Annotated in this window: 1 protein-coding gene; it reads left to right on the forward strand. The window is 65.9% G+C overall.

What is annotated here, in order from left to right:
• Window positions 1-326: 326 nt before the first annotated feature.
• Window positions 327-17,017 (forward strand): non-ribosomal peptide synthetase/type I polyketide synthase (locus P0Y43_RS07730; protein ID WP_275636700.1); only part of this gene is annotated, 16,691 nt, incomplete at its 3' end.

Genomic DNA, 17,017 nt, shown 5'->3' on the forward strand with positions numbered 1-17,017 from the left:
GGTTATAGGGCGAAGTTTGAGTGAGGTCGCCTGGAAGACTGGCATAAGATGCCAAAAGTGGTCGATTTTCAGCCGGATGGTTGCGGCGCGTGCGTTCGCGCAGCCGGGTGGGTCTTGTGTCGTTGATGGCTTTTCATAGGGCGTCAGGTGGTCGGCAGGTGATTTCGTTCGGTGAGTATTTGAATAGTTTGTTTAAGCATAAGATGGGAGATTGAGTTTATTCGATTCGAGTGATTGGCTGAGTGGTTGCGAATTATATTTTTACTGAATCAGTAAATGGATTCTGTATTTTTATACTTGTAAATAACACCTATTAGGTTTTGTATATGCACAGCGATTTGCATCATTTGGCTGACTCATTTTCATCGAACAATAATCTAATTGACTTGCTGGAAGCGCGAGCCCGGCTGCAGCCGGATAACGAGGTTTATACTTTTTTACCCGCGGGTGAGGGCAGTCCGGACTCGCTCACGTATGCGAAGCTCCATGAGCGGGCCAGGAAGATCGCGTGCTACTTGCATGAGCAGGATGTTTCTGCCGATGCTCGGATCATGCTGCTGTTTCACGCGGGAATTGACTATATTTGCGCGTTTTTCGGCTGTTTGTATGCCGGCGCGATTCCGGTGCCGGCCTATCCGCCCACGCATGCCCGGCAGTTCGACCGCCTCAAGGCGGTCATCAAGGATGCCGATACGAACCTGATTCTGACAGGTCGGGGCGAACTCGAGGGTATTCGTTCCATCGGCGCCGAGACAATGCATCCCCCGATCGGCACTTGGCTGGTGCTGGACGAAGCGAACGGTGACGGCGAGGCTTGGATCAATCCCGCGGTCGCCCCGGAGCGGATCGCATTTCTCCAATACACGTCGGGGTCGACCGGCACGCCCAAGGGCGTGATGGTTACGCATGGGAACGCCCTGGCGAATATTCGACTGACTGCGCTGTTTACCCGCTCGGGGCCGCAAGACGTCATGGTGTTCTGGCTGCCGCCTTATCACGACTTCGGCCTCATCGGCGGTATCTTGGCGCCCCTGGTCCTCGGGTGCTCGTGCGTGTTGATGCGGCCGTCGTCGTTTCTGCTCAGTCCTCTGCGGTGGCTCAAGGCCATTAGCGATTACCGAGGCACGATCACCGGGGCACCGAATTTTGCCTACGATCTTTGCGCGCGCAGCGTCACCGAGGCGCAACGCGCATCGCTCGATCTCAGTTGCCTGCGGGTTGCGTTCAACGGTGCGGAGCCGATCCGGCATAGCACACTCGATCGTTTTACCGACGCCTTCTCCGACACAGGCTTCCGTCCGCAAGCCTGGCTTGCCGCATACGGGCTGGCCGAGTCGACATTGATGGTGTCGGGGCGGTGGGGGGAAACCATGGCGGATCTGCCGGTTTCCCTGCCGTTCATGCAGTCCGCCCTGCGCGAGAAACAGCACGCCATCCTGCTCGACGAGCATCACGAGACCCTCGACGTAGCGCAGCTCGTCAATGTCGGCCGAATTTTGTCAGATCACCAGGTCGCCATCGTCGATCCGCATACGCGACGGCGTGTCGAGGACGGCCGCATCGGCGAAATCTGGATCAACGGCCCGTGTGTGGCCAAGGGCTATTGGCAGCGCGAGGCAGACAGCGAAGCCGCGTTTGCAGCGAAAATCGACGGTGATCCCGGATCGGTGGACGCGCTTGCCTACATGCGTACCGGGGATCTTGGCTTCATCCACGAAGGTTGTCTTTACATCGGTGGGCGCCATAAAGACCTGATCATCATCAATGGCCTGAACATCTATCCGCAGGATGTCGAGCGCGCCGCTTTCGAGAGTCATCCGTCGCTGCGTCAGGATGGTGCAATCGCATTCGCGCTCGAGACCGATGGGACGGAAAAATTGGTGGTCGTGCAGGAGCTCGATTTTCGGCGCAGGGCGGATGATGCGATGGTCGGCGGTATCGCGGCCGCCATTTCCAGTAGCATCGGCATGCCGCCGGACGTCATCGGGCTGGTATCCGCAGGCAGGCTTCCGCGTACGTCGAGCGGCAAGGTGCGGCGCAGCCAGTGCCGGCAGGATTTCCTCGATGGCAAGCTCGAACTGGTGCGGTGCTGGCATCGCCCCGAGGAGGGTTCGCCGGCGTTGCCGGTGCCCGTCGAGCAGGCATCGGTTACCAATACAGCTCGTCCGGTCTCGCTGGCCGAGGTCGAGGCGTGGCTGCGCGGGCGGTTGGCGGAGCGGATCGGCGTCGCGCCCGAAACCCTTGATGCTGATCAGCCGTTCGAGTTTTACGGCCTCAATTCTATGGCCGCGGTCCAACTGACCGAATCCCTCGCTAGCTGGCTCGGGCGTCCCGTCGAACCCATCGTGTTCTGGGATCACCCGACGCTCGCCCGCTTGTCGCGTTTCCTGTCCGAACCGGACAGTGCGAAGCTGCAAGCGCAGGCCAATCGCCCCTCGGCGAACGAAGCCGCTGAGGCGCAAGCCGATGAGATCGCCATCATCGGCCTGAGTTGCCGACTGCCCGGCGCGGACGACCCCGATGCATTCTGGCGGTTGCTGGAAGCGAACCGCGACGCGGTGACCGGGATCCATGCAGGGCGCGTTGCGGCGGGTACCTTCGAGGACGCCAATGAGGATGATGGCGTGCAGGTCAGGCGCGGAGGCTTCCTCGACTCGGTGGACCGATTCGACGCACGTTTCTTCAGCATTTCGCCGCGCGAAGCCGTGCATATGGACCCGCAGCAACGCCTGGCCATGGAGCTCGCCTGGGAGGCACTGGAGGATGCCGGGATCGTGCCGGCCAGCCTGGCCGGCAGTGATACCGGTGTGTTCGTCGGCATTTCGACGCACGACTACGAGGCCGTCCAACACCTCGCCGCCGAGGGGCCGGACATCTATTCGGCCACCGGCAACGCATCCAGTATCGTTGCCAACCGTCTTTCCTATTTCCTCGACCTGCGTGGCCCCAGCCTCGCGATCGACACGGCGTGTTCGTCGTCCCTGGTGGCCGTGCATGCCGCATGCCAGAGCCTGCGCCAGGGCGAAACCGGCATCGCCCTGGCTGGCGGTGTCAACCTTATCTTGTCGACCACCTCGAGCCTGACCTTCGCGCGCGCCGGGATGCTGTCGCCGGACGGCCGTTGCAAGGCCTTCGATGCGGGCGCCAACGGTTATGTGCGTGGCGAGGGCGGCGGCCTGGTGGTGTTGAAGCGCTTGCGCGATGCGGTGCGTGACGGCGATGCGATCCGCGCTGTCATTCGCGGATCGGCCGTGATGCAGGATGGTCGTGGCAACGGCTTGGTCGCACCCAACGGCAGCGCGCAGTCTGCCACCGTGGCCCAGGCATTGGCGCGTGCTCGCCTGGAGGCCAAGGACATCGCGTATCTTGAGGCCCATGGAACGGGCACCGTGTTGGGCGACCCGATCGAGCTCAATGCGTTGAAGAGCGTGTTCGCTCACGCGCCCGAGGCAGGCACCTGCCTGGTCGGCTCCGTGAAGACCAATATCGGCCACCTCGAGGCCGCTGCGGGAGTGGCCAGCCTGATCAAGGTGGTGCTGGCGCTGGAGCATGACGTGATTCCCGCGAGCCTGCATTACCGCGAGGCGAACCCGCATTGCCGGTTGGACGACACGCCGTTGCGCATCGTCGATCGCAACCAGGCTTGGGACCGCCCGCCGCATCAACGCCATGCAGGTATCAGCTCGTTCGGTTTCGGCGGCACGCTCGCGCACATGATCGTCTCTGCGGCGCCCGAGACGACGGCGCGGGCAGACACAGCCTGGCCGGTGCATCTACTCATGTCTTCCGCCAGGAGCGAGGCTGCGCTAGAGGCGGCTGCCGCCGGACTGGCGGGGCGGGTCGCGGCCTGGTCCGGCGAGGCGATGGCCGATGCGGCCTATACCACCCAGGTCGGACGCACCGCGTTCGAATGGCGCCGCGTGGAGCTCTTGGTCGACGCAGAGAACGCTGCGGGCGCCGCATCCGCTAGGGGGGACAGCCGCGTAATGATCAGCGGCCAAGCGCGTGCCGCGCGTATGGCGAGCGCATTCATGTTCCCCGGGCAGGGCGCGCAGAAGATCGGCATGGCACGCGAACTCTACAGCAAGGTCGAGTCGTTCCGGGCGACCGTGACGTATTGCGCGGCACGCCTGCGCGAGCATGCGTCGTTCGACCTGCTTGAACTGCTCTATGGCGAGGACACCCCGCAGGCGCAGGCCGCTCTCGATCAGACCGAGGTCGCGCAACCGGCCCTGTTCGTCATCGAATTCGCGCTAGCCCAGCTGTGGATGAGCTGGGGCGTGCAGCCGGTCGCCCTGGTCGGTCATAGCATCGGTGAATACGTGGCCGCGTGTCTGGCCGGCGTGTTTTCCCTGGACGACGCGCTTGCGCTCGTCGCGGCTCGCGGCCGGCTGATGCAGCGCCTGCCTGGCGGCGCGATGCTCAGCGTGGCGCTGGACGAGGCGTCGCTGCGCGAGCATCTCGACGGCTCACTGTCGCTGGCTGCGGTGAATGCCGCGCAACGCTGCGTGGTTGCTGGCGACGTCGAGGCTATCGCAGCGCTTGAATCTCGTTTGGGCGGGCGCGCAATCGTTTGCCGACGGGTATCGACCTCGCACGCCTTCCATTCCCACATGATGGAGCCCGTCCTCGCGGAGTTCACGGCCTGCGTCGCCCGGGTTGCCCGGCACGCGCCGACCATCCCCTTCGTCTCGAACGTGACCGGCACCTGGATCGAGGACGCGCAGGCGACCGATCCGGCCTATTGGGCGACCCACCTGCGGGCTACTGTGCGATTCACCGATTGCCTGGAGCGCATTGGCGAGGCTTCTCCGGTACTGATCGAAGTGGGGCCGGGGCAGACGCTTTGCGGGCTCGCGCGTCAGGCCGGCCGGGCTGCCAGCGACGTGCTGCCAACGCTGCGGCATCACGATGGGCACGCGTCTGATCTCGCCACCTTGCTCAGCTCCGCCGGCAAGCTCTGGGTGAGAGGCCAGCCCATCGACTGGCATGCCATGCACGCCGGGCAGGCACGCCGGATCGTGCACCTGCCAACCTATCCGTTCGAACGCGAGCGGCACTGGATCGATCGCCCCACAGGGGGTGCGCCAGGCCGTACCGCTGCCATGTCTTCCGTTGTTACCACTGCGACCCATAGGGTTCCTAGCATGCCTACTTCCGCCCAGCGAAAAAATGCCATCCTGCTCGACTTGCGGGGGATGGTCGCCAAGATGCTGCATGCCGACGCGGATCGCGTCGATCCTCACACCCCCCTGCTGGAACTCGGTGCCGATTCGCTGATGATGGTACAGGCGATCAGCAGTATCGAGCAGACCTATGGCGTGACGATCTCCGTGCGTCAGCTCTTCGAAGAGCTGACGACGGTCGCCGCGATAGCAGACTATCTCGACGAGAAGGCACCGCTGCGCGAGCCGCTGGTACGGGCCGAGGCGGGAGGCAACCCCGAGCCCGCCCTGCCGGTGATCGCGCTGTCCGCACCGGTGCCCGCGGCGCTGCCGGTGCCGCCAGCCTATGTGGCCGAATCCCCGGCGGCGGTCGCGCAGGCCGTGGACAAGACCATGCTGGAGCGCTTGTTCAGCCAGCAGATCGATACCTTTTCGCGTCTGACAAGCCAGCAATTCGCGCTGCTGCAGGGCGTTGCGGCCGATGCGTCCGTGCAAGCGTCGGTACCCGCTCACGCGCTGGCAGGTGCCGTCGACGCCAGCGCGCCAGTGCCCGCTCCGTCGGCGCCGCAAGCGGATACCGGCTCCAAGCCTTACGTGCCGTTCCAGCCCGCGCACATTACGCTGGCGAACGATCCGTTCCGGCACCTCGGCGAGCGGCAGCGCGCCTACCTCGACCGCTTCCTCGCCGACTACGCGCTGCGCACCCGGGGCTCGAAGGCGCTTGCGCAACACTATCGCCCGGTGCTGGCAGATAACCGTGTTGCGGCCGGTTTCCGCCTCTCAACCAAAGAAGTGCTCTACCCGGTGGTGAGCGTGCGCTCCGAAGGCGCCTACTTGTGGGATGTCGACGACAATGCCTACATCGACCTGGCGATGGGGTTCGGCGTCAACCTGTTCGGGCATCGCCCCGATTTCGTGCAGGACGCGATTCGCACGCAGCTCGACACCGGCCTCGAGCTAGGCCCGCAAACGCGCTTGTCGGGCGAGGTCGCCGAGATGGTGACCCAACTGACCGGCATGGAGCGGGTGGCCTTCTGCAATTCCGGCACTGAAGCCGTGATGCTCGCTTTGCGCCTGGCTCGCACGGTGACCCGGCGCGACAAGATTGTGGTGTTCGCCGGCTCCTATCACGGCTGGAGCGACGACACGCTGATGGTAGCCGGCGAGCACGGTACGATGCCGATCGCACCGGGCCTGCAGCCGGGCGCGCCATCCAACACGCTGGTGCTGGACTTCGGCTCGACCGAGTCGCTCGAACAACTGCGCAAGCATGCCCACGAGATCGCAGCGGTACTGGTGGAGCCGGTACAGAGCCGGCGCCCACACTGGCAGCCGCGCGAATTCCTGCACGCCTTGCGTGCCTTGACCCAGGAACACGGCATCGCGCTGATCTTCGACGAAATGATCATGGGTTTCCGCCTGCATCCGGGCGGCGCGCAAGGGTGGTACGGCATTCGTGCCGACCTCGCGACCTACGGCAAGGTGGTGGGGGGCGGCCTGCCCGCCGGAATAGTGGCGGGCTCGGCCGCCTACATGGATGCGATCGACGGCGGCCAATGGCAGTACGGGGATGCTTCCTCGCCGCAGGTGGGGACGACCTTCTATGCCGGCACTTTCTGCAAGCATCCGCTGACCCTGGTCGCCGCACGCGCCGTGCTGCAGCGGCTGATTGAGGCCGGGCCGGCTCTACAGGAAAACCTGAACGCGCGGACCGCGGATCTGGTGCAGCGTCTCAACGCGGTGTTCGCGAGCGCTCACGTGCCGATTCGGGCCGTGCACTGCGGCTCGTCGTTCCGCTTGCTGGAAGCATCGCCGAACATCGATTTGCTGTACTACCACCTGATCGCAGGGGGCCTGTACCTCTGGGAAGGCCGTGGCATGTTCCTGTCCACGGCGCATAGCGATGCCGATGTCGACCGGGTGGTGGAGATCTTCGAGCGCAGCGTCGCCGCCATGGTCGATGCGGGCTTCTTCACCGAGGAGGGTTTCGAGCCGCCGCCGTCCGGCGGGGCAGCGAAGGATCGCTCCGGCGTTGGCGTGTTCCCGGCGCGCACCGCGCTGCCGGTTGCAGCGAGCGCGGCTGCTAGCGCGCGCGCCAGCATTGTCACGAATTTTTCGCAAACGTTTGCGCGGCGCCCCATCAGCTTCGGCCTGTCGTTCTTCGGCAGCTACGACGCGGATTATCGCGATGACAAGTATCGGCTGCTGTTCGAGGCTGCGCGTTTCGCCGATACGCACGCGTTCTCCTCGGTCTGGGTGCCCGAGCGGCATTTCCATTCCTTCGGCGGCCTGTCGCCGAATCCCTCGGTGTTGAGCGCTGCGTTGGCGCGTGAGACGTCGCGTATCGAACTGCGTGCCGGCAGCGTGGTGCTGCCGCTGCACCATCCGATACGCGTGGCCGAAGAGTGGTCGATGGTCGACAACCTATCGTCCGGCCGGGCCGGCATTGCTTGCGCTTCCGGCTGGCATCCGAACGACTTCGTGTTCGCGCCGGAGGCCTTCGGCGATCATCGCGAGCTGATGTTCCAGCGTATCGAAGAGGTCCGCGCGCTATGGCGCGGCGAGGCTCTGCGCGTGAAGGACGGCTCGCAGAACGACACCGAGGTGCGCTTGTTCCCGATGCCGTCCCGGGCGGAACTGCCGATCTGGATCACGATCGTCGGCAACCCGGATATGTATCGCCGCGCGGGCGCGATCGGCGCTGGGGTGCTCACCAATCTGATGGGGCAATCCATCGATGAATTGGAGGCCAATCTCCGTGTCTACCGGGACGCGTTGGCGGAGCATGGCCACGGGCCGGAGCAGAGCCGGGTCACGGTGTTGCTGCACAGCTTCGTGACCGACGACGCCGAACAGGCGCGCGAGTGCGCGCGCGGCCCGTTCATCGCTTATCTGAAGTCGTCGCTGAGCCTGTTCCAGAACATGGTCAACAGCCTCGGCATGCAAGCCGATATCCGGACCCTGAGCGAGGCGGATCGCGAGTTCCTGTTGTCCGCCGCTTACGATCGCTATGTGGCGACCCAGGCCCTGATTGGCGATGTCGCCTCCTGCGCTCCGATCGTCGAGCGCCTGCAGGCGCTCGGCGTGGACGAGATCGGTTGTTTCGTCGATTTCGGCATCGAGCATAGCCTCGTGCTGAAGCATCTCGAGCAGTTGAACGCGTTGCGACAGGCCTGCGAGCCGAAGCCGCTGCCCGATATCTTGCCGTTGACGCCGTCGCAGAGCGGCATCTGGTTCGAGTGCCAGCTGGGCGACGAGGCGGCGCTGAGCTATAACGCGACCACCGTGCTCGGTTTGCGCGGCCCGCTCGACACCAGGGCAATGAAACAGGCGCTGCAGAGCATTGTCGAGCGTCACTCGGCGTTGCGCACGGTAGTTGACGCCGAAGGCAGGCACCAGCGAGTGCTGCCTGAGCTGGAACTGGCGCTGACGCTGGTGGATTGGCGCGATACCGACGATGCGGACGCTGCCGCAGCGCAATGGTTCGCCGAACACAGCCGGCGGCGTATGGACCTGGCGACCGGCCCCCTGATGCAGGCGCACCTGCTGCGCATGCGCGAGGACGATCATCGCCTCGTCCTGACGTTCCATCATTTCGTGATCGATGGCTATTCGCAGGAACTGCTGCTGAACGAGCTGGCCGCGTGCTACAACGCCGCTTGCCGTGGGGCGCCCGCGGCCTTACCGCTTGCTTATCAGTTCGGCGAGTACATCGCCGAGAGCGAGCGTTACCGCCAAGGTGACCGCTATCGCGAAGACCAGGCCTATTGGCAGTCGCAACTCGCGGGGTTGCCGTCTTCGGCGCCGCTGCTAGACGAGCTGCGCGCCCGCGACGCCCGGCCCGGCTACCGTGCCGGGCGGCGTTTCCTGACCGTCGACGGCGAGCGGTACGCACGGCTGCAACGCTTCAGCCGCGAGCAGGGCTGCACGCTCTTCATGACCCTGCTGGCTGGCGTGTCGGTGCTGCTGCAGCGACTCGCGAATCAGCAGCGGATCGTGGTTGGCGTGCCGATGACGGTCGGACGCCCGGAGCGGGCCGACGCGAACCTGATCGGATGTACGCTCAATCTCGTGCCGATGCTGTGCGACGGAGTCGGTGATCCGTCCGTCGCCGAGTTTCTCATGCGTGTCCGGCGTGTCGTGCTCGATGCCCACCAGCACGGCCAGTATCCCTTTTCGCAGATCATCCGCGATCTTGGCCTGCATACGGATCAGGGCCGTCCGCTGGCGCCGGTGCTGTTCAACCTCAATCGCTCGCTGTCGCCGCCCGAGTTCCAGGGGCTGGATGGCAGCCTCGAGGAAACCCCGGCCAGCTTCAGCGCCGACGCGCTGACCATCGACGCGACCCAACTGCCGGACCGGCTTCACATCCTGTTCCAATACCAGGCACCGTTGCTCGGCGATACGATCGTCGAGCAGATGATGGCGCAGTTCACCAGTTTGCTGGACGGCATGATGGCCGATCCCGCATGTCTGATCAGCCGCCTGCCGATGCTGGCGGAGGCTGACCGGCAACGGATGCTGGTGGACTGGAACGAGGTCGAGACAGCGGCACCGGCCGCTACGCTGCCGGCCTTGTTCGAGGCCCAGGTCGCGCGCGCACCGGATGCGGTGGCCCTGACATTCGAAGGGCAGGCGCTGGATTACGCCCGGCTCAATGAACGCGCCAACCAGCTCGCCCATGGCTTGCTTGCGCTCGGGGTCGAGCCCGACCAGCGCGTGGCGATCTGTGCCGCGCGAGGCCCGGCGATGTTGGTGGCGATCCTCGGCGTGCTGAAGGCCGGCGCGGCTTACGTGCCGCTGGATCCCGACTACCCGGCCGAGCGCCTGGCCTATGTGCTGGCCGATAGCGCGCCGGTCGCGATCGTGGCGCAGGCCGCTACGCGTGCGACGGTCGAGGGGCTCGGCGACACCCCGGTGATCGATCTCGACGACGCGGCGGCGCTCGCCGCGATGCCCACGCACAACCCGGCGCCAGGGACGCTGGCGCCGCATCATCTGGCGTATGTGATCTATACCTCAGGCTCGACAGGCCAGCCCAAGGGCGTGATGGTCGAGCACCGACAGGTGGCGCGCCTGTTCTCGTCGACGCAGGCGTGGTTCGGCTTCGGCGGCACGGACGTGTGGACGCTGTTCCATTCCTACGCATTCGATTTTTCTGTGTGGGAGATCTTCGGCGCGCTGCTGCACGGCGGCCGGCTGGTGATCGTGCCGCATGGCGTGACGCGTTCTCCGGAAGCGTTCCATGCGCTGCTGTGCCGCGAGGGCGTGACGGTTCTGAACCAGACCCCCAGCGCTTTCCGTCAACTGGCGGCGGTGCAGGCGCTGGAAGCGGCGCGCGAGCACAGCTTGCGGCTGGTGATCTTCGGCGGCGAGGCACTGGAGGTGAGCCAGTTGCAACCATGGTGCCGACGTGCGGAAAACGCGGCGACGCAGCTGGTGAACATGTACGGCATCACCGAAACCACGGTGCATGTGACTTACCATCCGATCGACGCGGCCGACGTGGCCGCCGGCGGCAGCCCGATCGGACAACGCATTCCGGACCTGCGCCTGTATCTGCTCGACGCGCATGGCGAGCCGGTGGCGGTCGGCGTCAGCGCCGAACTCTACGTGGGCGGCGCTGGCGTGGCGCGCGGCTATCTGAACCTGCCGGAACTCACGCGCGAGCGTTTCCTGGCCGATCCGTTCAGCGACGAGGTGGGTGCCCGGATGTACCGCACCGGTGACCTTGGTCGTTGGCGCGCGGACGGCACGCTGGAGTACCTGGGTCGCAATGATGACCAGGTGAAGCTGCGCGGCTTCCGGATCGAGCTGGGTGAGATCGGAGCACGCCTGTCTCAGTGCGAGGGCGTGGTCGATGCGGCCGTGATCGTCCGCGAGGATGCGCCCGGCGACAAGCGCCTGGTTGCTTATTACACGAGCGATGCGGCGGATGCGGCCGCCGGCGGGGTGGACGCGCAGCAGTTGCGCAGGCAGATGCAGTCCGTGCTGCCGGAACACATGGTGCCGTCGGCCTATGTGTGCATGCAGCGCCTGCCCTTGACGCTGAACGGCAAGCTCGACCGTCGCGCACTGCCTGCGCCGCAAGCGCAGGCGTATGCGGCGCAGGCCTACGAGGCCCCACTGGGCGAGACGGAAACGGCAGTGTCGCAGATCTGGCAGGAATTGCTGGGCGTGGAGCGGGTGGGCCGGCACGACGATTTCTTCGCGCTGGGCGGCCATTCGTTGCTGGCCGTGCAAGTGGTGTCGCGGCTGCGCCAGACGATGGACGTCGAACTGGGCCTTGCCGAGTTGTTCACGCATGGCGTGCTGGCGGATTTCGCGGCGCGGGTGGCGCAGGCTGGCTCGACGCGCATGCAAGCCATCGCGACCGTGGACCGCGGCGCACCGTTGCGGCTCTCCTGGGCTCAGCAGCGCCTCTGGCTGCTTGATCAAGTCGATGCTTCGGCCGGTGCGGCCTATCACATGCCGATGGGGCTGCGCCTGTCCGGCAGGCTCGATCGGCAGGCGCTGCGCGCCACGCTCGATCGCATCGTGGCGCGCCATGAGGTGCTGCGTACCACCTTTATGCTGGCCGACGGTGATCCGGTGCAATGCATCGCCGCCGCTGACCAGGGTTTCTCTCTGATCGAGCACGATCTCGGTGAGCTCGACGAATCGGCACAGCAGCGGGAGACCGACCGCTTGAGTGCGCAGGTGTTTGGCGAGCGCTTCGACCTGGCGCAGGGACCGCTGATCCGCGGTCAACTGCTGCGGTTGTCGCCGACCGAGAACCTGCTGCTGATCAACCAGCATCACATCATTTCCGACGGCTGGTCGATCTCCGTGCTGGTGCAGGAAGTGAATACGCTGTACACGGCGTTCAGCCAGGGGCTGCCGGACCCGCTGCCGGCGCTCGCACTGCAGTACGCGGACTACGCGGCTTGGCAGCGCGAATGGCTGCAAGGCGAGGTGCTGCAGACCCAGACCCGCTACTGGACGCAGCACCTGGCGGGGGCGCCGGAGCTGCTCGACCTGCCGCTGGACCGGCCACGTCCGCGGGTGCAGAGCTATGCCGGCGCCAGCGTGGCGTTCCGGCTGTCGCCGGGCCTGAGCGGCGGCCTGAAACAACTGGCGCAGCGCCATGGCGCGACCCTGTTCATGACCCTGTTCGCGGGCTGGGGCCTGCTGATGTCTCGCCTGAGCGGGCAGGCCGATGTGGTGGTCGGCACACCGGTGGCCAATCGCCAGCGGCGCGAGATCGAAGGGCTGATCGGGTTCTTCGTCAACACCCTGGCGGTTCGTGTCAGCGTGGACGGCAATCTCACGGTGGCCGAGCTGCTCGCTCAGGTCAAGGCGAGCACGCTGGGCGCTTACGAGCACCAGGACGTGCCCTTCGAGCAGGTGGTCGAGGCATTGAAGCCGCAGCGCAGCCAGAGCTACAGCCCGCTGTTCCAGTCGGCGCTGACCTACGGGCTCGCCGCGAGCACCCGCGAGCTGCATCTGCCTGAATTGCGACTGAGCAGCATCCCCTACGACAGCACGGTGACCAAGGCCGACCTGCACCTGATGTTGGATGAGGACGAAGCGGGGATCGGCGGCGAGCTGATCTTCTCGAGCGCGCTGTTCGACGTCGGCACGATCGAGCGGATGGTGGACGGCTTCCAGGTCCTGTTGTCGGCCATGGTGGCCGACGAGCAGGCCCACGTCGGCCGCCTCGCGCTGTTGTCCGCCGACCATCGGCGCGCCGTGCTGGCCTTCGGCGAGGGCGCGGCCGGTACATCGCGTCATCCGTTGGTGCTGGACCTGTTCGACGAGCAGGTGCGCGCGAGGCCGGATGCACCGGCGCTGGAATTCGGCGATGCCGAACTGAGCTACGCGGAACTGAACCGGCGTGCCAACCAGGTAGCGCGGCGTCTGCTGGCCCTTGGGGTACGGCCGGACGACCGGGTCGCGATCTCCGTCGAGCGCGGTATCGAGATGGTGGTCGGCTTGCTCGGCATCATGAGAGCCGGGGCGGCCTATGTACCGCTCGATCCGACCTATCCGGAGGAGCGCCTCGCCTACATGCTGTCCGACAGCAAGCCGGTGGCGCTGCTCACGCAGCTGTCGGTGGAGGACAGCCTGCCGGCCAGCAGCCTGTTGAGCGTGATCGTGCTCGATGACGATGCCGCCCTGGCTCGCCAATCAACCGACGATCTGGAGGCCGGGCGCGTCGAGCTGTCGCCCGATCATCTGGCCTATGTCATCTACACCTCAGGTTCGACGGGCCGCCCCAAGGGCGTGATGAACCGTCATGGCGGCCTTTGCAATCTGGCGCAGGCGCAGATCGAGCAATTCGAGGTTGGCCCCGACAGCCGGGTGCTGCAGTTCGCGTCGTTCAGCTTCGATGCGAGTGTGTCGGAAATTGTCATGGCGCTGGGCAGCGGAGCGACGCTGGTGCTGGTGCAGCGCGAAGCGATGCTGCCTGGCGAAGCGCTTGAAGCGACCTTGCGCGAGCGCGCCATCAGCCATGTCACGCTGCCGTCGCTCGCCGTGGCGGCGATGCCGGAAGGCGCGCATTTCCCATCGCTGCGCCTCGTGATCGCGGGCGATGCATGCCCACCGGCACTGGCCGCGCGCTGGGCTGCGCAGGGCACGGTGGTGTTCAACGCCTATGGTCCCACCGAGGCGGCAGTGTGCGCGACCATCCATCGCTGCGGGCCGGAACTGCTGCCGACCCTGCCGCTCGGGCGCGCGATCGCCAACGTCCGGATCCGGATCGTGGATGAACAGGGTGGCCTGGTGCCGATCGGCGTGGCAGGCGAGATCTGTATCGGCGGCGCCGGCGTGGCGCGTGGCTACATGAATCAGCCGGAACTCACGGCCGAACGCTTCGTCGACGATCCGTTTGGCGACGAACCCGGCGCTCGCCTGTACAAAACCGGCGACATCGGGCGCTGGCGCGAAGACGGTCTACTCGAATATCTCGGGCGGCGCGATTTCCAGGTGAAGCTGCGCGGATTCCGCATCGAGCTGGGCGAGATCGAGACGCAGCTCGTGCAAATCGACGGCGTGGCCGAGGCGGCCGTGCTGGCGCGTCAGGATCACGGCGGTTCGCAGCGCCTGGTGGCTTATCTGTGCTGGGAGGACGGCGCGGCCGTCGAGCCGGCGGAATTGCGCGGCCGGCTTGCCGAAAGTCTGCCTGACTACATGGTCCCGGCCGCGTTCGTCACGCTGGCGCGGTTTCCCTTGACGCCGAACGGCAAGCTCGACCGCAAGGCCTTGCCCGAGCCAGACGACGCGGCACTGGTCACGCAGCCGTATGCGGCACCGCAAGGGCGTGTCGAGACGGTGCTCGCTTCGATCTGGCAGGCGTTGCTGCAGGCCGAGCGAGTGGGCCGCGACGACGATTTCTTCGCCCTCGGCGGCGACTCGATGCACGCTGTCAAGTTGATGGTGCTGGTGCGCCAGCAGCTCGGCACCGAACTGGCGATGGCGGAGCTGTTCGCGAACCCCACGCTGGCCGGGGTGGCAGCGACGATCGAGGCGGCCGGGCCGAGCTCGCTGCCGGCGATCACCGCGGGTGAGCGCGAAGCCGTGATGCCGCTGTCCTTCGCACAGCAGCGCTTGTGGTTCCTCGCGCAAATGGAAGGCGGCAGCGCTGCCTATCACGTTCCCGGCGGCGTGCGTCTGCTCGGTACGCTGGACCACGCCGTGCTGCACCGCGCACTGGACATGATCGTGGCGCGCCACGAGGTGCTGCGCACCGTGTTTACGGTCGAAGAAGGCCGTGCCGCACAACGTATCGAACCTGCTCAAACGGGGTTCGCGCTGCGTTTTGTCGATCTGGAAAACTCTCCGAATCGGGAAGCCGCGCTGGCCGAAAGGGTCGAGCGCGACGCTGCCGAGCCGTTCGACCTGCGGCAAGGACCGCTGATTCGCGGCAACCTGTTGCGGCTCGCGGCCGACGAGCATGTGCTGCTGCTCACCTTGCATCACATCGTGTCGGATGGTTGGTCGCTGGGCGTGCTGATCCGCGAGCTGGCCGCGTTGTACCGCGCCTGCCTGAGGGGCGAGGCCGACCCGCTGCCGGCATTGCCGATCCAGTATGCCGACTACGCCGCGTGGCAGCGCCGCTGGCTCGAAGGCGAGGTGCTGCAACGCCAGGCCGACTACTGGCAGAAGCAGTTGGCCGGTGCGCCGAGCCTGCTGAGCTTGCCCACCGACCGGCCGCGGCCGGCGCGGCAGGATTACGCTGGGGCGTCGATCGAGCTGGTGTTCGATGCTGACCTGGTCGCGGGCCTGCGCAAGCTGGGCTTGCGTCATGACACGACACCGTTCATGACGGTCCTCGCTGCCTGGGCGGCCGTGTTGGGCCGGCTGGCGGGGCAGGACGAGGTCGTGATCGGGGTGCCTGTCGCCAACCGCATGCGTCCCGAGGTCGAGGGATTGATCGGCTTCTTCGTCAACACGCTGGCCCTACGCGTGAACGTGTCGGGCGCGGTGTGCGTGGGCGATCTGCTGGCACGGGTCAGGCTGGACATGCTGGATGCGCAGGCATATCAGGACCTGCCGTTCGAACAGGTCGTCGAGCTGGCGAAGCCGGCGCGAAGTCTCGCGCATAGCCCGCTATTCCAGGCCTCGCTGTCGTGGATGAATGAGGACGCGGTGCGTCCGGCGATGGAGCTGGACGGGCTGAGACTCGAAGAAATCCAGACGTCCGGCGCGGCGGCGAAGTTCGACGTCGCGCTCGAGCTGAGCGATTCCGCTGGCCGTATCGCCGGCACGCTCGACTACGCCACGGCCTTGTTCGACCGTGCCACGGCGCAGCGCCTGGCTGTTTACCTGCAGCGCGTATTGCGCGCGATGGTCGCTGATGACCAGGTGCGACTCGATCGGATCGCCTTACTGGATTCGGCGGAGCGCGAGCATGTGCTGCATGGCCTGAACGCGACGCACAGGCCGTATCCAGAGACGCAGACGCTGCATGGCCTGGTGGAAGCCCAGGTGGCGCGCACGCCGGATGCGCTGGCGGTGATGGCGGGCGAGGTTTGCTTGAGCTATCGCGAGCTGAACGCGCGAGCCAACCAACTGGCGCACCGCTTGATCGAACTGGGTGTGGGCGTTGACGACCGTGTGGCGCTGTGCGTGGAGCGTGGCGCGGGGATGGTGATCGGCCTGCTGGGGATCCTGAAGTCGGGTGCGGGCTATGTGCCGCTGGACCCGAGCTATCCGGCGCAGCGTCTGGCATGGATGCTGGAGGATTGCGCGCCGGCGGTGGTGCTGGTGCAGTCGGACACGCGAGAGGCGGTGGCGGCTGCGTGCGTGCCGGTGCTGGATCTGGATGACGCGGAGATCGGCACGCAGCCGGCACACGACCCGTGCGTGGCGGTGCGGCCGGATCACCTGGCCTACGTGATCTACACCTCGGGTTCGACGGGCTTGCCGAAGGGGGTGATGAACGAGCACGGCGGGGTGGTCAACCGTCTGTGCTGGGCGCAGCGCACGTATGGCCTGACGGCCGAGGACCGGGTGTTGCAGAAAACGCCGTTCGGTTTCGACGTGTCGGTCTGGGAGTTCTTCCTGCCGCTGCTGGCCGGCGCGGGCCTGGTGATGGCACGCCCTCAAGGGCATCGTGATCCTGAGTATCTGGCGGGCTTGATCGAGGAAGCGGGCATCACGATGCTGCATTTCGTGCCGTCGATGCTGCAGCTGTTCCTCGACGAGGCGGAGCTGAGTCGCTGCGCGAGCTTGAGGCTGGTGCTGTGCAGTGGCGAGGCCTTGTCCTACACGCTGCAGCAGCGCTGCCTGGCGCGTCTGCCGCAGGCGCAACTGCACAATCTCTACGGCCCGACGGAGGCGGCGATCGACGTGACGGCCTGGCACTG

Source organism: Pseudomonas entomophila, assembly GCF_029193575.1.
In the GTDB taxonomy this organism is placed as follows: Bacteria; Pseudomonadota; Gammaproteobacteria; order Pseudomonadales; family Pseudomonadaceae; genus Aquipseudomonas; species Aquipseudomonas entomophila_G.